Origin of the sequence: Methylobacterium hispanicum, from assembly GCF_022179285.1 — a bacterium.
GTDB lineage: Bacteria > Pseudomonadota > Alphaproteobacteria > Rhizobiales > Beijerinckiaceae > Methylobacterium > Methylobacterium hispanicum.
Window position 1 is genome coordinate 188,124 of record NZ_BPQO01000007.1, and the last position, 19,085, is coordinate 207,208.

Annotated in this window: 21 protein-coding genes; 16 read left to right on the forward strand and 5 right to left on the reverse strand. The window is 73.4% G+C overall.

What is annotated here, in order from left to right; translation table 11 throughout:
- The first annotated feature begins 207 nt into the window (after positions 1-207).
- Positions 208-1,140, forward strand: a complete 933-nt coding sequence (locus MFF56_RS10580) for a YVTN family beta-propeller repeat protein (protein WP_238229995.1) — start codon at positions 208-210, stop codon at positions 1,138-1,140.
- A gap of 22 nt (positions 1,141-1,162) precedes the next feature.
- Here the strand turns inward: MFF56_RS10580 and MFF56_RS10585 are convergent, their stop codons facing one another.
- Both MFF56_RS10585 and MFF56_RS10590 read right to left on the reverse strand, forming a co-directional pair.
- A complete protein-coding gene (locus MFF56_RS10585) occupies positions 1,163-1,363 on the reverse strand; it encodes a hypothetical protein (RefSeq protein ID WP_066923300.1) in 201 nt (66 codons plus the stop codon).
- Positions 1,360-2,439, reverse strand: a complete 1,080-nt coding sequence (locus tag MFF56_RS10590) for a hydantoinase/oxoprolinase family protein (RefSeq protein ID WP_066923303.1) — start codon at positions 2,437-2,439, stop codon at positions 1,360-1,362. The genes MFF56_RS10585 and MFF56_RS10590 overlap by 4 nt, the downstream gene beginning before the upstream one ends.
- On the opposite strand from MFF56_RS10590, the gene MFF56_RS10595 reads away from it, so the two are divergent.
- The 3 genes from MFF56_RS10595 to MFF56_RS10605 all read left to right on the forward strand — a co-directional run bounded on the left by MFF56_RS10595 (position 2,421) and on the right by MFF56_RS10605 (position 5,337).
- On the forward strand, positions 2,421-3,167 hold the full coding sequence (locus tag MFF56_RS10595; protein ID WP_238229997.1) for a HisA/HisF-related TIM barrel protein: 747 nt from the start codon (positions 2,421-2,423) through the stop codon (positions 3,165-3,167). The two genes, MFF56_RS10590 and MFF56_RS10595, sit on opposite strands and share 19 nt — an antisense overlap.
- A 64-nt stretch (positions 3,168-3,231) precedes the next feature.
- Positions 3,232-3,834, forward strand: coding sequence for a 3-isopropylmalate dehydratase small subunit (gene leuD / locus MFF56_RS10600; RefSeq protein WP_066923309.1), 603 nt, complete (start codon positions 3,232-3,234; stop codon positions 3,832-3,834).
- Between the two features lie 306 nt (positions 3,835-4,140).
- Positions 4,141-5,337 carry a lytic murein transglycosylase gene (locus MFF56_RS10605; protein ID WP_066923312.1) on the forward strand — a complete coding sequence of 399 codons (1,197 nt, stop codon included), beginning with the start codon at positions 4,141-4,143 and terminating at the stop codon, positions 5,335-5,337.
- A gap of 44 nt (positions 5,338-5,381) precedes the next feature.
- On the opposite strand, the gene MFF56_RS10610 is transcribed toward MFF56_RS10605, so the two are convergent.
- The 3 genes from MFF56_RS10610 to rplS all read right to left on the reverse strand — a co-directional run bounded on the left by MFF56_RS10610 (position 5,382) and on the right by rplS (position 6,781).
- Positions 5,382-5,660, reverse strand: a complete 279-nt coding sequence (locus MFF56_RS10610; protein ID WP_066923315.1) for a HEPN domain-containing protein — start codon at positions 5,658-5,660, stop codon at positions 5,382-5,384.
- A gap of 115 nt (positions 5,661-5,775) precedes the next feature.
- Positions 5,776-6,225 carry a nucleotidyltransferase domain-containing protein gene (locus MFF56_RS10615; protein ID WP_238229998.1) on the reverse strand — a complete coding sequence of 150 codons (450 nt, stop codon included), beginning with the start codon at positions 6,223-6,225 and terminating at the stop codon, positions 5,776-5,778.
- Positions 6,226-6,379: 154 nt separating this feature from the next.
- The gene (rplS, locus tag MFF56_RS10620) at positions 6,380-6,781 is read right to left on the reverse strand and encodes a 50S ribosomal protein L19 (RefSeq protein WP_066923317.1); all 402 of its coding nucleotides are present in this window, start codon (positions 6,779-6,781) and stop codon (positions 6,380-6,382) included.
- Positions 6,782-7,016: 235 nt separating this feature from the next.
- Between rplS and MFF56_RS10625 the strand changes: the two genes are divergently transcribed.
- The 12 genes from MFF56_RS10625 to MFF56_RS10680 all read left to right on the forward strand — a co-directional run bounded on the left by MFF56_RS10625 (position 7,017) and on the right by MFF56_RS10680 (position 19,081).
- A complete protein-coding gene (locus MFF56_RS10625; protein WP_066923320.1) occupies positions 7,017-7,583 on the forward strand; it encodes a NifU family protein in 567 nt (188 codons plus the stop codon).
- 189 nt (positions 7,584-7,772) lie between these two features.
- Entirely contained in the window at positions 7,773-8,453 is a 681-nt protein-coding gene (gene tsaB, locus MFF56_RS10630; RefSeq protein ID WP_066923345.1) for a tRNA (adenosine(37)-N6)-threonylcarbamoyltransferase complex dimerization subunit type 1 TsaB, read from the forward strand.
- Positions 8,450-8,971 carry a GNAT family N-acetyltransferase gene (locus MFF56_RS10635; RefSeq protein ID WP_066923322.1) on the forward strand — a complete coding sequence of 174 codons (522 nt, stop codon included), beginning with the start codon at positions 8,450-8,452 and terminating at the stop codon, positions 8,969-8,971. Before tsaB ends, MFF56_RS10635 begins: the two co-directional genes overlap by 4 nt.
- Before the next feature lie 22 nt (positions 8,972-8,993).
- Positions 8,994-9,857, forward strand: coding sequence for a lysophospholipid acyltransferase family protein (locus MFF56_RS10640; protein ID WP_066923325.1), 864 nt, complete (start codon positions 8,994-8,996; stop codon positions 9,855-9,857).
- A 342-nt stretch (positions 9,858-10,199) separates the two neighbouring features.
- A complete protein-coding gene (gene miaB / locus MFF56_RS10645) occupies positions 10,200-11,537 on the forward strand; it encodes a tRNA (N6-isopentenyl adenosine(37)-C2)-methylthiotransferase MiaB (protein ID WP_066923328.1) in 1,338 nt (445 codons plus the stop codon).
- 69 nt (positions 11,538-11,606) lie between these two features.
- Entirely contained in the window at positions 11,607-12,722 is a 1,116-nt protein-coding gene (locus MFF56_RS10650; RefSeq protein ID WP_066923331.1) for a PhoH family protein, read from the forward strand.
- A gap of 2 nt (positions 12,723-12,724) precedes the next feature.
- A complete protein-coding gene (ybeY, locus tag MFF56_RS10655; RefSeq protein ID WP_066923334.1) occupies positions 12,725-13,261 on the forward strand; it encodes an rRNA maturation RNase YbeY in 537 nt (178 codons plus the stop codon).
- A gap of 33 nt (positions 13,262-13,294) precedes the next feature.
- The gene (locus MFF56_RS10660) at positions 13,295-14,428 is read left to right on the forward strand and encodes a hemolysin family protein (protein WP_066923339.1); all 1,134 of its coding nucleotides are present in this window, start codon (positions 13,295-13,297) and stop codon (positions 14,426-14,428) included.
- 66 nt (positions 14,429-14,494) lie between these two features.
- A complete protein-coding gene (gene lnt, locus MFF56_RS10665; RefSeq protein WP_082773089.1) occupies positions 14,495-16,204 on the forward strand; it encodes an apolipoprotein N-acyltransferase in 1,710 nt (569 codons plus the stop codon).
- Positions 16,201-17,376, forward strand: a complete 1,176-nt coding sequence (locus MFF56_RS10670) for an MFS transporter (RefSeq protein ID WP_308445268.1) — start codon at positions 16,201-16,203, stop codon at positions 17,374-17,376. Before lnt ends, MFF56_RS10670 begins: the two co-directional genes overlap by 4 nt.
- A 131-nt stretch (positions 17,377-17,507) precedes the next feature.
- Positions 17,508-18,134 carry an adenylyl-sulfate kinase gene (gene cysC, locus MFF56_RS10675; protein WP_082772802.1) on the forward strand — a complete coding sequence of 209 codons (627 nt, stop codon included), beginning with the start codon at positions 17,508-17,510 and terminating at the stop codon, positions 18,132-18,134.
- Between the two features lie 8 nt (positions 18,135-18,142).
- Positions 18,143-19,081, forward strand: a complete 939-nt coding sequence (locus MFF56_RS10680) for an alpha/beta fold hydrolase (protein WP_066918253.1) — start codon at positions 18,143-18,145, stop codon at positions 19,079-19,081.
- The last annotated feature ends 4 nt before the right edge of the window (positions 19,082-19,085 follow it).

The window sequence follows — 19,085 nt, forward strand, 5'->3', positions numbered from 1 at the left end:
TGCGGGGGAGGGTGGGCCGGCCGTCAGGCCGGGTCGGTCGGGACGAAGTCCCGCAGAGAGGGGAACCCAGCTTCGGGAAGAGATGCGGCCCTCATGCAGGGCGCGGCCCAATCCTGTACCCTCGCTCCCCTCTCTGCGGGACTTCGTCCCGACCCCCCTGCTTCGCAGGGTACCCTCCCCCGCAGAGGGGGGAGGGAGAATGCGCGTGTGCTGCTCGCCCTCGCCCTCCTCGCCGCCCTCCCCCACCCGGCCCGCGCCGCCGAGGCCCTGGTCACCGTCCAGGGCGATAACGCCGTCGAGGTGGTCGATCTCGACGCCGCCAAGGTCGTCCGCCGCATCCCCGTCTCCGGCTCGCCCGCCGGCATCGCGCTCTCGCCCGGCCGCGACACCGCCTACGTCACCCGCCCCGACCTACCGGGCCTCGCGGTGATCGACCTGAGGACCGACACGGTCACGCAGGATCTCAAGCTGCCCGGCGGCCCGCTCGGCATCGGCGTCGATCCGCGCGCCGGCACCGTCTACGTCGCCGACTGGTACGCCGCCCGCGTGCTGGTGCTGCGCCCCGAGGGCGGCAAGCTGGTTGCGGACGGGGAGATCGCGGTCGGACAATCCCCCTCCGGCCTCGCCGTGACCCCGGACGGCGCCACCCTGCTCGTGGCCAACCGCGAGGCCGACAGCGTCTCGGTGGTCGACATCGCCGCGCGCCGGGAGGTCGCCCGGGTGCCGGTGGGGAAGCACCCGTTCGGGCTCACCCTTGATGCGGAGGGGAAGCGCGCCTACACGGCGAACGTCACGGGCGACGACGTCTCGGTGATCGACGTGCCCGCGCGCCGCGAGGTCGGCCGGGTGAAGACCGGCGAGCGGCCCTACGTGGTGGCGCTCGCGGGTGGCCGCGGCTTCGTCACCGACCAGTACGGCAACAGCGTCACGGCCTTCGACCTCGCGACGCTGAAGAGCGTGGGCACGATCGATGTCGGCGACCATCCCGAGGGCATCGGCGCCGCCCGGGACGGCCGCCACCTCTACGTCGCCAACTGGGGCTCGAACACGCTGAGCGTCATCGATGCCGGGACGCTGAAGGTCGTGCGCGAGATCCCGACGGGCGACGGCCCGCGCGCCTTCGGGGATTTCCTGCGGTAGGGTCCGCCCGCTCCCGGGACGTTCAGGCCGCCTCCGGCGGCTCGTCCGGGTCGGGCGCGCCGGAGGAGTTCAGGATGTCCTCCAACTCGTCCACCAGCATGTCGATCTGCTCGTGGGTGGCCAGCACCTTCACCACCTCGCCGCCCTCGGTGGCGAGCGCCAGCTCGATATGCGGGCCGACCCGGGTGGTCAGGACGCGGGCGAGGATCTTGATGGCGCTCATGCGGATCTCCCGGCAGGGCTCTCGGTCTGGTCGTCGGCACTGATGAGGCCCACCGCCAGGGCGGGGCCGCAGGTCGAGGCGAAGGCGGGCTCGCCCGCGATGCGGGCCGCCAGGATCGCGGTGAGGGGGATGGCGGCGCGCCCGAGCCGGGCGGCGAGGCGCTCGGCCAGGAACGCGCCGGCCCCGCAGGTGACCAGCGGTGCGTCGGCCGGCAGGTCGGGTCGCGAGAGCAGCGCGGCGGCCGCGTCGTGGAGCTGGCGCAGCTGCGCCTCGGCGAAATGGCGGGCCAGCGCGGCCCACTCGGCCGCGCTCCCCTCCCCGCGGTCGCGGCCCACCATCCGGGCGAGCCGCGTCTCGCTCTCGGGGATCGACTTGCCCTTGAGGTCGCCCGTGTGCTGCTGGTCCGCCTCCTCGGCGAGGTCGCCCAGGATGCGGTGGACGTCGCCCGCATGCGCGAAGGTCTCGGCCATCAGCCGGGTGCGCCGTCCGCGGAAGGGCGCGTGGTCGGCGAGCGCGAGGAGCGGCGTGCGCACCACGCCCGTGTAGACGAGTTCCCCCGTCTCCAGGCGCTCGGCGTCGCTGTAGCCCGCGCTCGCCGGCGCCCCGTCCACGATCGGGATCAGGTCGGCGGTGGTCGAGCCGATATCGACGAGCAGCGCGTGGCGGAGATGGCGCCCGACGAGCGCGGCGGTCGCGTGCCAGTTCGCCGAGGCGATGTCGGCGGCACAGCCCTCCGCCCGCTCCGGCGCGACGAAGCCGGCGCGGCCGGCGTAGATCCGCACGTCTCCGGCGAGGGTCCGCGCCGCCCAGCCGGCGAGCTGGGCCACCCCGTCGGCGCGGTCGGCAAAGCAGTCGGTCAGCTCGCCCGTCATGGTGACGGCGTGCTCCGCCTCGCCGCGGGTCCAGTCCGGCAGCCCGGCCAGCGTCTTGTCGAGCGCGGGCAGGCCGCGCCAGAGCGGGCAGGCCGCCTGCACCACGTCGCGCACGACGCCGTCCTCGACGAGCGCCGCCTTGACGTGCACCCCCCCGAGATCCCACCCGATTCTTCTGCGACTTGATGTCGAAGCAACTGACACGAGGCGTCTCGATGGAGGAGCGGGTGGAGGGTTTCGCGGTGATCCCGGTGCTCGACCTGCGTCACGGCCGGGTGGTCCGGGCGCGCCGGGGCGAGCGCGACTCCTATGCCCCGATCGAGACGCCCTTGGCAAAGGGCTCGGCACCGGGCGCGGTCGCGGCCGGGATCCTGGCGGCCTTCCCCGCCCCGATCCTCTACGTGGCCGACCTCGACGCGATCATCGACGGCGGCCCGCCCGACCGCGCCGCCCTGGAGGCCATCGCGCGGGCCTGCCCCGGCACGGTGCTCTGGGTCGATGCGGGCTTCCACGACCGGGCCGCGACCGAGGCCTTCGCGGATGCCGGGCTCGGCCGCCCGGTGATCGGCAGCGAGAGCCAGCGCGACGCCGACCTCGTGCGGGCGCTCGGCGACCGGGCGGTGCTCTCCCTCGACAGCCGAGGTGACGAGCGGCTCGGTCCGGCCGCGCTCCACGACGATCCGGATCTCTGGCCCCGCGACGTGATCGTGATGACGCTCGCCCGCGTCGGCGCCGATGCCGGTCCCGACCTCGACGGCATCCGCGACGTCCGGCGCCGGGCGCCCGGCGCGCGCGTCCACGCGGCCGGCGGCGTGCGCGGGCCGGACGACCTCGCGGCGCTCGCGCAAGCGGGCGCGGCCGGCGCCCTGGTCGCGACCGCGCTCCACGACGGGCGCCTGCGCCCGGAGGACATGGCGGCGCTCGCCCGGTAAACTTCCGGGGCCGGACCGGCGCTGCTATAGGCTGGTCCGACCCCGATCGACGGCACGACGAGCAATGGAAAAATTCACCACCCTGGAGGGCGTCGCGGCGCCCATGCGGATCATCAACATCGACACCGACCGCATCATCCCGAAGCAGTACCTCAAGACGATCAAGCGCACCGGCCTCGGCAAGGGCCTGTTCTCCGAGATGCGCTACAACGAGGACGGCTCGGACAACCCGGACTTCGTCCTCAACCGGCCGGCCTACCGCAACGCCAAGATCCTGGTGGTGGGCGACAATTTCGGCTGCGGCTCCTCGCGCGAGCACGCCCCCTGGGCGCTGGCCGATTTCGGCATCCGCTGCGTGATCTCGACGAGCTTCGCCGACATCTTCTTCAACAACTGCGCCAAGAACGGCATCCTGGCGATCGTGGTCTCTCCCGAGGATCTTGAGAAGCTGTTCGAGGATGCCGAGCGGGGCCAGAACGCCACGCTCTCGATCGACCTCGAAGCCCAGACCATCCGCGGCCCCGACGGCGGAACGCTGCACTTCGACATCGACCCGGCCCGCAAGCACAACCTGCTCAACGGCCTCGACGAGATCGGCCTGACGCTGGAGCGGGCGTCCGCCATCGACGCCTACGAGGCCAAGCTCGCGGAGCGCGGCTGGGCCTGAGGGCGGCCTGCGTCGCGCCGGGGCCCTTTCCCGGGCGTATGAAGCGTCAGCGGAATGCGACCCGGGACCCAGCACAGGAAGACGCGAAGCGACCATTCTGCTGCGCTGGTGCCGAAGATGGAGCCGCTTCGCGGCCCTTTATTCTCTGGATCCCGGATCGCCTTCCACTTCGTTCCAGGCGTCCGGGAAAAGGGCGAGGGCGATCGACGCGCACCGGAGACGCGGCCTCCGGGCAACCTGATCACGGTTCCTTTACCTTGATGCCGCCTTGAATGGGCGGCATCCGAGACCGCAAGGAGCCGCCTGATGACGACGACGCCGCGCGCCACGATCCTCTCCCTGCTGGGGCTCGCCGGGATGCTGGCGGCCGTGCCCGCCCGGGCGAGCTTCGACGCGTGTCTGGCCGGCATCCAGGCCCAGGCGGCCCAGCAGGGCGTCTCGGCCCAGGCCTTCCGGGCGGCGACGGCCGGCATCAGCTTCGACGACAAGGTCATCGAGCTCTCCCAGGCCCAGCCCGAGTTCAAGACGCCGATCTGGGACTACATGGCCGCCCTCGTGGACGAGGAGCGGGTCGAGGACGGGCGCGCGGCCATGCGCCAGCACGCGGCGGCGCTGGCGCAGGCCGAGGCGCGCTACGGCGTCGATCGCCACACCATCGCGGCGGTCTGGGGCGTCGAATCGAATTTCGGCAAGAACCTCGGCAAGATGCCGCTGGTGCAGTCGCTGGCCACCCTCGCCTGCTCGGGCAACCGGCGCCGGGACTTCTTCCGCGGGGAACTCCTCGCCACCCTCAAGATCATCGCCCACGGCGACATCGCGCCCGAGCGCCTGACCGGCTCCTGGGCCGGCGCCTTCGGCCAGACCCAGTTCATGCCGACCACCTACCAGCGCCTCGCGGTCGATCTCGACGGCGACGGGCGCCGCGACGTGGTCGATTCGGTGGCCGACGCGGTGGGCTCCACGGCGAACTTCCTGCGCGCCGCCAAGTGGAACAACGGCACGCCCTGGGGCTACGAGGTGCGCCTGCCGCGCGGCTTCAACGTCGCGGCGGCCGGCCGCAAGAACAAGCACGCGGTCGGCCACTGGGCCTCGCTCGGCGTGACCCGGGTCGATGGCCGCCCGCTCTCGGGCGAGGGCCCGGCCGGCATCATCGCGCCGGCGGGCGTCGACGGTCCGGCCTTTCTGGTGACGAAGAACTTCGACGCGATCTACTCCTACAACGCGGCCGAGTCCTACGGGCTCGCGATCGCGGTGCTCTCCGACCGGCTGCGCGGGCGCCCCGGCGTCCAGGCCGAGTGGCCGACCGACGACCCGCCTCTGTCGCGCGCCGAGCGCCGCGACCTGCAGGTCCGCCTGACGCGGCGCGGCTACGACGTCGGCGAGCCGGACGGCAAGGTCGGCCAGAAGACCCGCGACGCGATCAAGGCGGTCGAGCGCGAGCTCGGCATGCCGCAGACCGGCCGCCCGGGCGGCAAGGTGCTGGAAGCGCTGCGGCGGGGGTGAGACTACGGGCCTGCGGTCCAGCACCTCCGTGCCACGCGTGATGCCTATGGGAGCGGAAATGCTTCCCGCAGCCCCGCAACAAACGTTTCGGCCTGCGCCACCGCGCGGGTCGCATCCTCCAGCGATAGAGGCCCCGCGGCGTAATCTCCCTGCAGGCGGACCTGCTGTACCTTGTTGAGCGCCTTGCTGTAGGCGACATCCAACTGGCCGGTCTGCACCAGTTCCCTGCTGAACAGGCTGATCAGGCCGTTATGCGTCTTTGGACCGGGACCCTCGGAGACGATGCCCTTGATCCGCAGGGCCGCGTGGACGGCATCGAACATTGCGTAGTAGGCCCTGTTCCGGCCCCAGCCGCATCACCCTCTCGCACCAGCATCCGCGCCGACTCAAGGGCCCGGATCGAGCGTGCGCGGAAGAATTGCGGCGTGTCGCCCTCGCTCACAGGCGCACCCCCTCGCGCTTGACGGCAGCGAGGAGCGCCGGATTGTTGAACGTCTCGGGCGAGCGCAGGTCTTCGTCCCAGAGCGGCAGGACGTTCACGAGGACGTCCGTCTCCAACAGCACGTCGACGGCGACATCCGCCATGTCGAGCGTGACCTTCATGCGGTCGCCTCTCTCCCCCTCGAGCACCAGTGCCAGATCGGCGTCGCTCTCGTGCGTGTGGGTCTGGCGGGCGCGGCTGCCGAACAGGATCGCCTCGCGGATCGGGTAGCGGCCGTCGAGCCGGTGCAGGAACGCTTCCACCGCGCGCCGCGTCTGCGGATCCATCTGGCCCGGCACTTCCGCGGGGAGGTCCGGATGAGCGAGCACCATCCGGGCGATCTCGTCCTGCTGGGCAGGGGGTAATTGCCGTGCCCGCGCCAGGGCCCGATCGAGCAGCGTCGTCATCGCTTCCCGCTCCGAAACGCGTCGCGAGCATCCTACAGACGATCCCCGCCCACGGAAGATGGACGCGCCGCGGCCAAAGAAAAACCCGCCCCGGACGGACCGGCGCGGGCTTTCCTCAACGGCGCCGCCCCGGAGGGCGGCAAGTCCAGAAAGCTTACTCGGCGGCGGCCGGAGCGGCCTTCGCGCCCTTCGGGGCCTTGTTGCGTTCGACGCGCTCGACGATGCGGGCCGACTTACCGCGGCGGTCGCGCAGGTAGTACAGCTTGGCGCGGCGCACCTTGCCGCGGCGGGCCACCTTGATCGAGTCGATCATCGGGGAGTGCACCGGGAAGACGCGCTCGACGCCCTCGCCGTAGGAGATCTTGCGGACCGTGAAGCTCTCGTTGAGGCCGCCGCCCGAGCGGGCGATGCAGACGCCCTCGTAGGCCTGGACGCGGGTGCGCTCACCCTCCTTCACGCGGACGTTCACGATCAGGGTGTCGCCCGGCTCGAAATCCGGAATGGTCTTGGCGAGGCGCGCGACTTCCTCGCGCTCCAGCTGCTCGATGATGTTCATGGCAATGCTCCAGCCGTTGCGTCCCGGATCCCCGGATGGGATCGGCACGCCAGGATTTCGGCGATCCTGTTGTGAGTTGGCGGTGCCGTTACAGGATCGGGACGGGTTTGTCGATCCTCGGTCGCACCGGGACCCGCGGTTGAGAAAATCCGCGTGCCGGGCCACATGAGGGGCGGCGCACGCGCGGCGCCGTTCCCGGCCGGCCTTGAACCGGCGCAGCGGACGAGGATTCCCCATGTTCATCCAGACCGAAGCCACCCCGAACCCCGCCACCCTGAAGTTCCTGCCGGGCCGCGTCGTCCTGCCCGAGGGCACCTTCGAGGCGAAGGACGCAGGAGGCGCCGCCCGCTCGCCGCTGGCCTCCCGCCTGTTCGGGGTGCCGGGCGTGGCCGGCGTCTATTTCGGGCACGACTTCATCTCGGTCACCAAGGCCGAGGGCGACGATTCCTGGCCCCAGGTGAAGCCCGCCGTGCTCGGCGCCATCATGGAGCATTTCCAGTCCGGCGCTCCCGTGCTGGAGGACGCCGCCGACGCCGCCGACGACACCTCGGAGGAGTTCTACGACGCGGCCGACCACGACACGGTCGTGACCATCAAGGACCTGCTGGAGACCCGGGTGCGCCCCGCGGTGGCGGGCGACGGCGGCGACATCACCTTCCGGGGCTACAAGGAGGGCGTGGTCTACCTCGAGATGAAGGGCGCCTGCTCGGGCTGCCCCTCCTCCACCGCGACGCTGCGCCAGGGCGTGCAGAACCTGTTCCGCCACTTCCTGCCGCAGATCCGCGAGGTCCAGGCGGTCTGAGGCGCCAGCGGGGACGCCCGGGACAGACGCCCGGGACAGACGCCCGGGACCGACGCCCGCGCGCAACACCCGAGGCCCAACCCTGTGCAAGCACGGCCGCTCCGCCTGACGGGGCGGCCGTTTTGCCGTAGGGTCGTCTGCGTATCCATCGACTGGGCCGGCGGGAGGGCGTCGGCGACGGGAGTGAGCTTGCGTATCCTGGCCATCGACACGGCGCTCGACCTCTGCTCCGCCTGCGTCCTCGACGACGCGGCCGAGGCGCCGCTCGCGCAGGAGAGCATGGCGCTCGCCCGCGGCCATGCCGAGGCCCTGCTGCCCCTGGTCGAGCGGGTGATGGCCCGCGTCGAGGGCGGCTTCGAGAGCCTGGAGCGGATCGCCGTCACGGTCGGGCCCGGCAGCTACACGGGATTGCGCGTCGGGCTCTCGGCCGCGCGGGCGCTGGGGCTGGCGCTGGGGAAGCCGGTGGTGGGCGTCACCACGCTCTCCGCCCTGCTGACCCCGCTGCTCGCCGCCAACCACGAGGGCACGCTCGCCGCCGCGATCGACGCCCGCCACGGCGCCGTCTACCTGCTGGCGCTGAGCGCGGGCGAGGGCATCGTGGTGCCGCCCGCCCACATCACGGTCGAGGCGGCCGCCGGGCGGCTGGGCGCCGGTCCCGTGACGCTCGTCGGCTCGGGCGCGCCCGCGCTCGCCGCCGCCCTCCAGGCCCGCGGCGTGCCCGCCCTGGTCGCCGACACCGCGGGTCCCGACATCGTCTCGGTCGCCTCCCTGGGGCAGGTGGCCGACCCCGCCCAGGCCCTGCCCCGGCCGATGTACCTGCGCGGGCCCGACGCCCAGCCCCAGGACCACGCCCGCCTCGCCCGCCGATGACCCGTCCCGTCTCGCCCTTCTGGCCCTACGAGTGGTGGCTCTCCTGGTGGGACGCGCTCCTGCCCGAGCCTTACGTCGCGCCGCTCACGGATGCCGCCCAGGCGCGGGCGATGGCGCGCCTCCACGCCACCGCCTTCGCCCGGCCCTGGGACGCGCACGAGTTCGAGCGGATGCTGTGCGAGCGCTCGACCCACGCCCACGCCCTCTGGCGGGCCGGCACGCTTCAGGGCTTCATCCTGTCGCGGCAGGCCGCCGACGAGGCCGAGATCCTCACCGTCGTCCTGGCGCCCACGGCCCGCGGCGGCGGCCTGAGCCACCGCCTGCTGCGCGAGCATCTCGCCGCGCTCGCCCGCGCCCGCGTCGCCGCGGTGCATCTGGAGGTGGACGAGGGCAACGCGCCCGCGCTGAAGCTCTACGCCCGGCACGGCTTCGTCCGGGTCGGGCAGCGCACCGGCTACTACCTGAAGGCGGACGGCAGCCGCGCCACCGCGCTCACCATGCGGGCCGACCTCGCATGAGGCGCGCGACGAGGCTCCCGCGGTGACACGGATCGGCATCGCCGCCCGCCTCGCGGTGATGGCCGCGGCCTTCGGGCTGCTCGTCGGCCCGCACTGGCTGGGCTTGCGCCTCGGGCGCCCCTCCGGCCGGGCGCCGGTGCTGTTCCACCGCCTGTTCCTGCGCCTCTTCGGCGTGCGGGTGACGCAGAGCGGCACACCGCCGCGGCCCGGCGAGCCGGCCCTGGTGCTGGCCAACCACGTCTCCTGGCTCGACATCGTGGCGCTGGGCTCGCTCCGCCCGCTCTCCTTCGTGGCGAAGTCCGAGATCGCCGGCTGGCCGGTGATCGGCTGGTTCGCGGTGCTGCAGCAGACCCTCTTCATCGACCGGGCGCGGCGCGGGGCGACCGCCGAGGTCAACCGGGCGCTGGGCCAGCGTCTCGCGGCGGGCGAGCTGATCGTGCTGTTCGCGGAGGGCACGACCGGCGACGGCACCCGGCTCCTGCCCTTCCGCTCCTCGCTCGTCGGCGCCGCCCGCACGGCGATCGAGGCCGAGGAGGGCCGCCTGCCGCATCTGCGCCTGCAGCCCCTGGCGCTCGCCTATCCGCGCCGCAACGGGATGCCGGTGACCCGGGCCGAGCGGCCGGACGTGGCCTGGTACGGCGACATGGAGCTGGCGCCCCATCTCGCGACCTTCCTGCGCGAGGGGCCGATCGACGTGCACGTGGCCTGGGGCGCGCCGATCGCCTTCGAGGCCGGCACCGACCGCAAGCGCGCCACCGCCCTGGCCGAGGCGGCGGTGCGGGGCGCCTTGCGCGAGCTGCGGGCCGGGACGCCGCAGGCCGGCACGACGGTCGGCACGCGCCCCTCCGACGTTCCTGCTCCGGCCGGCGACCTCGCACCGGTCTGAGTCGACGCCGGCTCCGCGGCCCGCTCCGAAGGAACCGCACCCGTTTCCCGGACGCCTGGAGCGTCAGCGGAAGGTGGTCCGGGACCTAGCGAACAGAGTGCCGCGAAGCGGCTCGATCTCCAGCACCGGTGCAGCATCCGGACGCTTCGCGACGTTCCGTGCTGGATCCCGGGTCGCATTCCGCTCGCGCTCCATGCGCCCGGGACAGGGGCGTCGGGAGGAGGCGGTCTCGGGGTGATCCGCGGCCGCCGCGACGCGCGGCCGAAACTGTGCTAGAGCCCGCCTCCCGGCCGCCCAGTGAGGATTTCGCGGCCGGTCGACGGACAAGCGGGACCGGACGCGTTGAAGAAAGCCTTCGTCAAATCCTACGGCTGCCAGATGAACGCCTACGACGCCGCTCGCATGGCGGACGTGCTGGGCGCCGAGGGCTACGCGCCGACCGACACCGTGGAGGACGCCGACGTCGTCGTCCTCAACACCTGCCACATCCGCGAGAAGGCCGCCGAGAAGGTCTATTCCGAGCTCGGGCGCCTGCGCGAGCTGAAGGGCGAGCGCAAGCGCGCCGGCCTCGACACCCGCATCGTGGTGGCGGGCTGCGTGGCGCAGGCCGAGGGCGCCGAGATCGTCGCCCGGCAGCCCGCCGTCGACGTGGTGGTGGGCCCCCAGAGCTACCACCGCCTGCCCGACCTCATCGCCCGCTCGCGCGCGCGCCGCGTCGTCGACACCGAGTTCCCGGTCGAGGACAAGTTCGACCACCTGCCGGCCCGGCGCAACCGCGGCGTCGGCGCCTTCCTCACCGTGCAGGAGGGCTGCGACAAGTTCTGCGCCTTCTGCGTGGTGCCCTACACCCGCGGCGCCGAGGTCTCGCGCTCCGTCGCGGCCGTCGTCGGCGAGGCCGAGACGCTCGTCGCCGAGGGCGTGCGCGAGATCACCCTGATCGGCCAGAACGTGAACGCCTATCACGGCGTGGGCGCCGACGGCGCGGCCGCCACCCTGCCCGACCTGATGCGGGCGGTGGCCGCCATTCCGGGGGTCGCGCGCATCCGCTACACCACGAGCCACCCGAACGACATGGCCGAGGACCTGATCCGGGCGCATGCCGAGATCCCGGCCCTGATGCCCTACCTGCACCTGCCCGTGCAGTCGGGCTCCGACCGCATCCTCAAGGCGATGAACCGCAAGCACACGGGCGATCAGTACCGCCGCCTGATCGAGCGGGTGCGGGCGAGCCGGCCGGACATCGCCCTATCGTCCGACTTCATCGTGGGCTTCCCCGGCGAGACGGATGCGGACTTCGCCGACACGATGCGGCTCGTGGAGGACGTCGGCTTCCAGAGCGCCTTCTCGTTCAAGTACAGCCCGCGCCCCGGCACCCCCGCGGCCGAGCGGGCCGACGCCGTGCCCGAGGCCGTGAAGTCCGAGCGGCTGGCCGCGCTCCAGGCGCTCCTCGACCGGCAGCGCCACGCCTACCAGCGCGCCGCCGAGGGGCAGGTGTTCGAGGTCCTGGTCGAGAAGGCCGGGCGCCACCCCGGCCAGGTCGCCGGCAAGACGCCGCACCTGCTGGCCGTCCATTTCGAGGCGCCGGCCTCGACCATCGGCCGCGTCGTCGCGGTCCGCATCCGCGAGGCGGGGGCGAACAGCCTTCACGGCGAATTGGTCGCGCGGGCCGAGGCCGCGTGAGGCGACACCGCGCCTCTCCCGCCCCGCGCGGGAGGACCTATCTACGTCCCGTCACCAGAGGACCTGCCTTTGACGCCATCTGACGGAGCGGCCGGGCGGGGCGCGCCGCGCCCCCGCGGCGCCGGCCCCCGCGGCCCCTACGAGACCGCCGAGATCTCGCTCACCTTCGACGACAACCGGTTGGCCAGCCTCGTCTTCGGCCAGTACGACCAGAACGTCGCGCATATCGAGCGCCGCCTGGAGGTGACCGCGACGGCGCTCGGCAACCACCTCGTGGTCAAGGGACCGCCGGACGCCGCCGAACTCGCCCGCCGCGTGTTCGAGAAGCTCTACGACCGCGCCCGCGCGGGCGGCCCGCTCACGACCGGCGACGTCGACGGGGCGATCCAGGAGGCCACGGTCCAGGGCAACCTGTTCCCCTCCGCCGAGATCCCGGCCGAGACCGGCAACGGATCGGGCGGCAACGGCCAGCATTTCGAGCAGATCGCCACCCGCCGCCGCGGTGCGGTCCGCGCCCGCAACGCCGCGCAGGACGCCTACATCCGGGCCCTGCGCACGAACGAGCTCGTCTTCGCCGAGGGGCCGGCCGGCACCGGCAAGACCTGGCTGGCCGTCGGCCATGCGGTCTCGCTCCTCGAGCAGGGCCACGCCGAGCGGCTGATCCTGTCGCGCCCCGCCGTCGAGGCCGGCGAGCGCCTCGGCTTCCTGCCCGGCGACATGCGCGAGAAGGTCGATCCGTACCTGCGCCCGATCTACGACGCCCTCTACGACTTCATGGAGGCGCGCCACGTCGATCGCGGCCTGCAGACCGGCATCATCGAGATCGCGCCGCTCGCCTTCATGCGCGGGCGCACGCTCACCAACGCCGTGGTGCTGCTCGACGAGGCGCAGAACACCACCTCGATGCAGATGAAGATGTTCCTCACCCGGCTCGGCGAGAACTCGCGCATGATCGTCACGGGCGACCCGAGCCAGATCGACCTGCCGCCCGGCCAGAAATCCGGCCTCGTCGAGGCGGTCTCGGTCCTCGACGGCGTCGAGGGGATCGGGCGCGTGACCTTCAAGGACGTGGACGTGGTGCGCCACGACCTCGTGCGCCGCATCGTCACCGCCTACGAGCGCGCCTCCCACGGCGAATCGGAGGCCGACCGCAACCCGAACCCGCGCCGCCGGCCGCTCGCCTGACCATGCGGCGGACGCGGAGCCGGATCGAGGCCGAGATCGACGTGGCGATCGAGGATGCGCGCTGGGAGGAGGCCGTGCCGGACCTCGAACCTCTGGTGATTCGCGCCGTGGAGGCGGGGATCGCCGCCGCGCCCGCGCGGCCCGCGGGCGCCCTCGAGGTCAGCGTGCTGCTCGCGGACGACGAAGCCGTGCAGGAACTCAACCGCACGTGGCGGGCCAAGGACAAGCCCACCAACGTGCTGTCCTTCCCGGCGGCGCCCCAGCCGCGCCATGCGGGCGTCGCGACGCCGCTCGGTGACGTGGTTCTTGCGTATGACACGGTGCTGCGCGAGAGTACGGAGCAGTCGAAGCCGCTCCGCGACCACCTCGCCCACCTCCTCGTTCATGGCACCCTGCACCTGCTCGGACAGGACCACGAGACCGGCGAGGCCGAGGCCGACGCCATGGAGGCGCTCGAGATCGCGGCGCTGGCGGGGCTCGGCATCCCGAACCCCTACGCCGAAGACCATTTCGACGAGCCCCCCGATGCGCCTCCTTAGGCGGTCGGCGACCTCACCCCTGAACCGGACGACATGACCAACGATCGAAGTCGCGGCGCGGCCCAGGCCGCGTCCAGCATCCCCGAAGGCGAGCAGGGCCAGGCGCGCGAGCCCTGGTACGACCGCCTGCTCCAGGCCCTGCACCTGAAGCCGCGCGACAGCCTCCGCGACGACATCGAGGACGCACTCAGCGAGCCCGATTCGGGCGAGAACGGGTTCTCGCCCTACGAGCGCGCCATGCTCAAGAACGTGCTCGGCCTGCACAAGGTGCGGGTCGACGACGTGATGATCCCGCGGGCCGACATCGTCGCGGTCTCGATCGAGACGAGCCTCGGCGACCTGCTGCGGCTGTTCCGCACCGCCGGCCATTCCCGCCTTCCGGTCTACGGCGAGACGCTGGACGACCCCCGCGGCATGGTCCACATCCGCGACTTCGTCGATCACATCGCGGCCCGCGCCGAGGCGGAGGCGCGCCGCGGCGCGCCCGTGCCGGGCGCCCAGGCGGCGGCGATGGCCGGCACGATCGATCCGCAGAGCCCGGCGGCCCGCACCCGGCGCGGCGCGGCGCGCGCGCTGCGCATGCTCAACCTCGGCAACGTCGATCTCTCGGCGACCTTGGCCTCGACGCAGATCCAGCGCCCGGTCCTGTTCGTGCCGCCCTCCATGCCGGCGATCGACCTCCTGGTCCGCATGCAGGCCCAGCGCACCCACATGGCGCTCGTCATCGACGAGTACGGCGGCACCGACGGGCTGATCTCGATCGAGGACCTGATCGAGATGGTGGTGGGCGACATCGAGGACGAGCACGACGTGGCCGAGGGCCGGATGGTGCAACGCCTCGACGGCGAGGCGGAGATCTTCGTGGCGGATGCCCGCGCGCCGCTCGCCGAGGTCTCGGAGGCGACCGGCGTCGATCTGGTGGCGGCGGTGGGCGAGATGGCCGAGGAGATCGACACGCTCGGCGGCATGGTGGTGACGCTGGCCGGCCGCGTGCCCGCCCGCGGCGAGACCATCAGCGGCCCGGGCGAGCTGGAATTCGAGGTGCTCGACGCCGACCCGCGCCGCCTCAAGCGCCTGCGCTTCAAGCGCGGCCCCGCCCGGATCGAGGCGGTGGTGCCGCTGGCCCTGCCCCCGCCCGCCGCGGTCGCAGAGCCGCCGCGGGCGTAATCGAGGAGGCGTCACGCTTTCGGCGCCTTTTCCCGGCCAAGGGATCCGTCTACGGGTCCGGGACCGATGGCACTGACGCTCTCCCTTCACAGCCGCACCGCGCATCCCACGGACGGGCCGCGCGGGGGCGCAGGGCTCTTGCGCCCGATCCTGCGCCTGACCGGCTGGCGCCGGCTCGGCCTCGCCTGGCTCGCCGGCGCGCTCGGCGCGCTCGCCATGCCGCCCTTCGGCGTCCTGCCCGCCCTCGCCCTCTCGCTGAGTGTCGCCGTCTGGCTCACCGACGCGGCCTCAGCCGACCGTCCGGCGCTCCGGCGGATCCTGCCCTGCGGGCTCGTCGGCTGGGCCTGGGGCTTCGGCTACCTCACCGCCGGGCTGTGGTGGCTGGGTGCCGCCTTCCTGGTCGAGGCGGACGAATTCGCCTGGGCGATGCCGCTCGGCGTCGTCGGCCTGCCCTTCGGGCTCGGCCTGTTCTACGGCGCGGGCTTCGCGCTAGCGGGCGCGCTCTGGGTGCGCGGTCCCGGCCGGATCGCGGCGCTCGCCTTCGGTGTCGGCGCGGCCGAGTGGCTGCGTGGGCACGTCCTCACGGGCTTCCCCTGGAACACGCTTGGCATGGCGCTCGGCCAGGACCTCCGGCTGATGCAGGCGGCGAGCGTCGTCGGCCTCTACGGATTGACCGTGCTCGCCGTCCTGGTCTGCGCCGCGCCGGCCACGCTCGCCACCGGCTCGAACCCGCGCAGCCGCTTCGGGCCGACGCTCGCCGCGGGCATCGTGCTGGCGGCGCTCGCCCTCCACGGGGCGTGGCGGGTGGATCCGGCGCCCGACCCGGTGGTGGCCGGGGTGCGCCTGCGCCTCGTGCAGCCGAACCTGCCCCAGGACGCCAAGTTCCGGCCCGAGAACCGCGACGACATCGTCGAGCGCTACGTCGAGCTGACACGGCGTGCCCCGGAGCCCGGCGAGCCGCGCCCGACCCACATCGTCTGGCCGGAATCGGCCTTCCCCTTCCTCATCCAGCGCGATCCCGATGCGCTGGCCAAGGTCGGCGCCGGGCTGGAGCCGGGCCAGATCCTGCTCACCGGCGCGGCGCGGGCCGACGAGCCGCTGCCGGGGGAGCGCCTGCGCTACTACAACGCCATCCTGGCGATCGAGCCGGGCGGGCGGATCACCGACAGCTACGACAAGGTCCACCTCGTGCCCTTCGGCGAGTACCTGCCCGCGCCCCTCGACTGGCTGCTGCGGGCGGTGGGCCTGCGCCAGTTCGTGGCGATCCCCGGCGGCTTCACGGCCGGTGAGCGGGCGGCCCAGCGCATCCTCACCGTGCCCGGCCTGCCGCCGGTGGCCGCCACGATCTGCTACGAGGCGATCTTCCCCGGCGCGATCCTGCCCGGCGCGATCCTGCCCAATGGTGCCGCGCAGGCGGCCGGCGCGCCGCCGGGCCTGATCCTGAACGTCACCAACGACGCGTGGTTCGGCGACACGCCGGGGCCCCGCCAGCACCTCGCCCAGGCACGCCTGCGCGCCGTCGAGGAGGGCCTGCCCCTGGTGCGCGACGCCAACACGGGCATCTCGGCGGTGATCGACCCGCACGGGCGCATCACCGCGAGCCTGCCGCTCGATCGTGAGCGGGTCCTCGACGCCGACCTGCCCGCGCGCCTCGTCGGCGGCACTCTCTACGGCCGCCTCGGCGACCTGCCCTTCGGGCTGATGCTCGCCGCCTGCCTGGTGGGGGCGCTGCGCGCCACCCTGCGGGCGGCGTCGCGCGCCGGAACGGGCGCGTGAGCGCAGCCGCGAGGGCGCCGCACCCGCTGCTCCTCGGGTGCGGATTGATGCTGGTCGCCTTCAACCTGCGCCCGGCGCTCACCACGGTCGGGCCGCTGCTCGCCGCCATCCGCGCCGAGACGGGCCTCGGCGCCGCGGGCGCCGCCGTGCTCACCACCCTGCCGGTCCTGTTCCTCGGCCTCGCCTGCGCGCTCAGCCCCGCTGTCGGGCGGCGGCTCGGGCCGGACCGGGGCATCCTGCTCGCCGCCGCAATCGTCGCCGCGGGGCTGGCGCTGCGGGCGCTCGGCGGCCTCGGACCGCTCTTCGCCGGGGCCTGCCTCGCATCGCTCGGGATCGGGCTCGCGGGCGTGCTGATCCCCGGCCTCGTCAAGCGGGAATTCCCCGGCCGCGCCGGCCTGATGACCGGCCTCTACACCATGACGCTCTGCCTCGGCGCCGCGGCGGGTGCCGGCCTCACCGTGCCGCTCCAGGGCCTGTTCGGCGGCGACTGGTCGCTGGCGCTCGCCGCCTGGGCGGCGCCGGCGCTCCTCGCCGCGCTCGCCTTCGCGCCGCTCGCCCGCCCCGCCGCACCCGCCCCGGCCGCCCCGCCCCGCCGGGCGATCTGGCGCGAGCCGCTCGCCTGGCAGGTCACCGGCTTCATGGGCCTGCAATCGGCGCTCGCCTACATCCTGTTCGGCTGGGTGCCCCTGCTGCTGCACGACCGGGGATTGAGCACCGTCGATGCCGGGTTCGTCGCCGCCCTGATGAGCGTGGGGCAGGCGCCCGCGGCCCTGCTGCTGCCCACCCTCGCGGCGAAGCTGCGCGACCAGCGCGGGGCGGCGCTCGCCATCGTCGGGCTCACCGTCGCGTGCTACCTCGCGACGGCGCACGGCCCGGTCGCCCTGCTCGTGCCGGCGACGCTCGGGCTCGGCTTCGGGATCGGCGGCTGCTTCGGCCTCGGGCTCACCGTCATCGTGCTGCGCGCGCGGGACACGCAAGGGGCCGCCGCGCTCTCGGCCATGGCGCAGGGCGTCGGCTACACCATCGCCTCGCTCGGGCCCCTCGGCTTCGGCCTCGCCCACGAGGCCTTCGGCGGCTGGGGTGCCTCCTCGCTGCTGTTCTGCGCGCTCGCCCTCGGGGCCGCCGCCTGCGCGCTCGGGGCGGGGCGCGCCCGGCAGGTCGGGTTCGCCTGAAGGCTACGGAAAACACCGGTTCCGTTCCCCGCGCAGGTTGCATACAAGGCGGTTCGTCCCACGCGCCGCACAGGTTCCGAAGCTTCCGCGTCCGCGCCGACGCCGGAGAGACCGACACAGAGATCGCATCCTTGGCCCAGCCCCAGTTCGCCGAGCGCCCCACCCGCTCCGACAACCTGACCTGGCACACCCTGCAGCCCCGCGAGGAGCGCTGGCGGGCGCTCGGCCAGCGCCCGGCCATCGCGTGGTTCACGGGCCTGTCGGGGGCCGGAAAGTCCAGCATCGCCAACGCCGCCGACCGGGCGCTGACGGAGGCCGGGCGCCACACCATGGTGCTCGACGGGGACAACCTGCGCCACGGGCTCAACCGCGACCTCGGCTTCAGCGCCGCCGACCGCGCCGAGAACATCCGCCGCGCCGCCGAGACCGCCCGGCTGATGGCCGAGGCCGGGCTCGTGGTGGTGGTCTCGCTGATCTCGCCCTTCCGCGAGGAGCGGGCGATGGCGCGGCGCATCGCGGGCGACGTCCCGTTCCTCGAGGTCTTCATCGACACGCCGCTCGCGGTCTGCGAGGCGCGCGACCCGAAGGGGCTCTACGACCGGGCGCGGGCCGGCAAGATCCCGGACTTCACCGGCATCTCGGCGCCCTACGAGGCGCCTGAGGCGCCCGATCTCGTGATCCGCACGCAGGGGCTCTCGGTCGAGGATTCGGCCGGGACGCTGATCCCGCCGCTTCTGCGCCTCAGCGCCGCGGCCTGAGCCGGACCGTGGCGGCGGACCCCTTCCTCTCCGGCTTCACGCTGCGCGACATCGATGCGGGCGGCATCCGGATCCGCGCGGCCACCGGCGGCTCCGGGCCGCCCCTCCTCCTCCTGCACGGCCATCCGCAGACGCACAGCACCTGGCACGCGGTCGCTCCCCTCCTCGCCCGGCGCTTCAGCGTGGTGGCGATGGACCTGCGCGGCTACGGCGATTCCGACAAGCCCGAGGGCGGCCCCGGCCACGCCGCCTACGCCAAGCGCGCGATGGCGGCCGACGCGGTCGCGGTGATGCGCGCGCTCGGCCACGCGCGCTTCGCCGTGGTGGGCCATGACCGCGGCGGGCGCGTCGCGCACCGCATGGCCCTCGACCACCCGCAGGCGGTGACGCGGCTCGCCCTGTTCGACATCGCGCCGACCGCGACCATGTACGCGCGCACCGACAAGGCCTTCGCGACCGCCTATTTCTGGTGGTTCTTCCTGATCCAGCCGGCGCCCCTGCCCGAGCGCCTGATCGGCGCCGACCCGGAATTCTTCCTGCGCACCCACGTGGACGGGCAGTCGAAGACGCCCGGCAGCCCGGGCCCCGAGCTCTTCGCCGAATATCTCAGGGTCTATTCCGACCCGGCGACCCGCCACGCCATCTGCGAGGATTACCGCGCGGCCGCGACGATCGACTTGGAGCACGACGCCGCCGACGCCGGCCGGCGCATCGCCGTGCCGCTCCTGGCGCTCTGGGGCGCCAAGGGGACGGTGGGCCGGACCTACGACGTGCTGGCGACGTGGCGCGAGAAGGCCGACGACGTGCGCGGCCACGCCCTCGATTGCGGCCACACCCTGCAGGAGGAGCGCCCGGATCTCGTGCTCGCCGCGCTGGAAGACTTCCTGAATGAAGACCCAGGGCTTCGCCCTGGACCCACGAAAGGCCTCGGCCTTTCGAAACCATGATCTG

Excerpts from the sequence above, each read along its gene's own strand:
- MFF56_RS10585 (WP_066923300.1), bottom strand. The coding sequence starts at position 1,363 with ATGAGCGCCATCAAGATCCTCGCCCGCGTCCTGACCACCCGGGTCGGC.
- MFF56_RS10595 (WP_238229997.1), top strand. The coding sequence starts at position 2,421 with ATGTCGAAGCAACTGACACGAGGCGTCTCGATGGAGGAGCGGGTGGAG.
- leuD (WP_066923309.1), top strand. The coding sequence starts at position 3,232 with ATGGAAAAATTCACCACCCTGGAGGGCGTCGCGGCGCCCATGCGGATC.
- MFF56_RS10605 (WP_066923312.1), top strand. The coding sequence starts at position 4,141 with ATGACGACGACGCCGCGCGCCACGATCCTCTCCCTGCTGGGGCTCGCC.
- MFF56_RS10610 (WP_066923315.1), bottom strand. The coding sequence starts at position 5,660 with ATGTTCGATGCCGTCCACGCGGCCCTGCGGATCAAGGGCATCGTCTCC.
- MFF56_RS10615 (WP_238229998.1), bottom strand. The coding sequence starts at position 6,225 with ATGACGACGCTGCTCGATCGGGCCCTGGCGCGGGCACGGCAATTACCC.
- rplS (WP_066923317.1), bottom strand. The coding sequence starts at position 6,781 with ATGAACATCATCGAGCAGCTGGAGCGCGAGGAAGTCGCGCGCCTCGCC.
- MFF56_RS10625 (WP_066923320.1), top strand. The coding sequence starts at position 7,017 with ATGTTCATCCAGACCGAAGCCACCCCGAACCCCGCCACCCTGAAGTTC.
- MFF56_RS10635 (WP_066923322.1), top strand. The coding sequence starts at position 8,450 with ATGACCCGTCCCGTCTCGCCCTTCTGGCCCTACGAGTGGTGGCTCTCC.
- ybeY (WP_066923334.1), top strand. The coding sequence starts at position 12,725 with ATGCGGCGGACGCGGAGCCGGATCGAGGCCGAGATCGACGTGGCGATC.
- MFF56_RS10660 (WP_066923339.1), top strand. The coding sequence starts at position 13,295 with ATGACCAACGATCGAAGTCGCGGCGCGGCCCAGGCCGCGTCCAGCATC.
- lnt (WP_082773089.1), top strand. The coding sequence starts at position 14,495 with ATGGCACTGACGCTCTCCCTTCACAGCCGCACCGCGCATCCCACGGAC.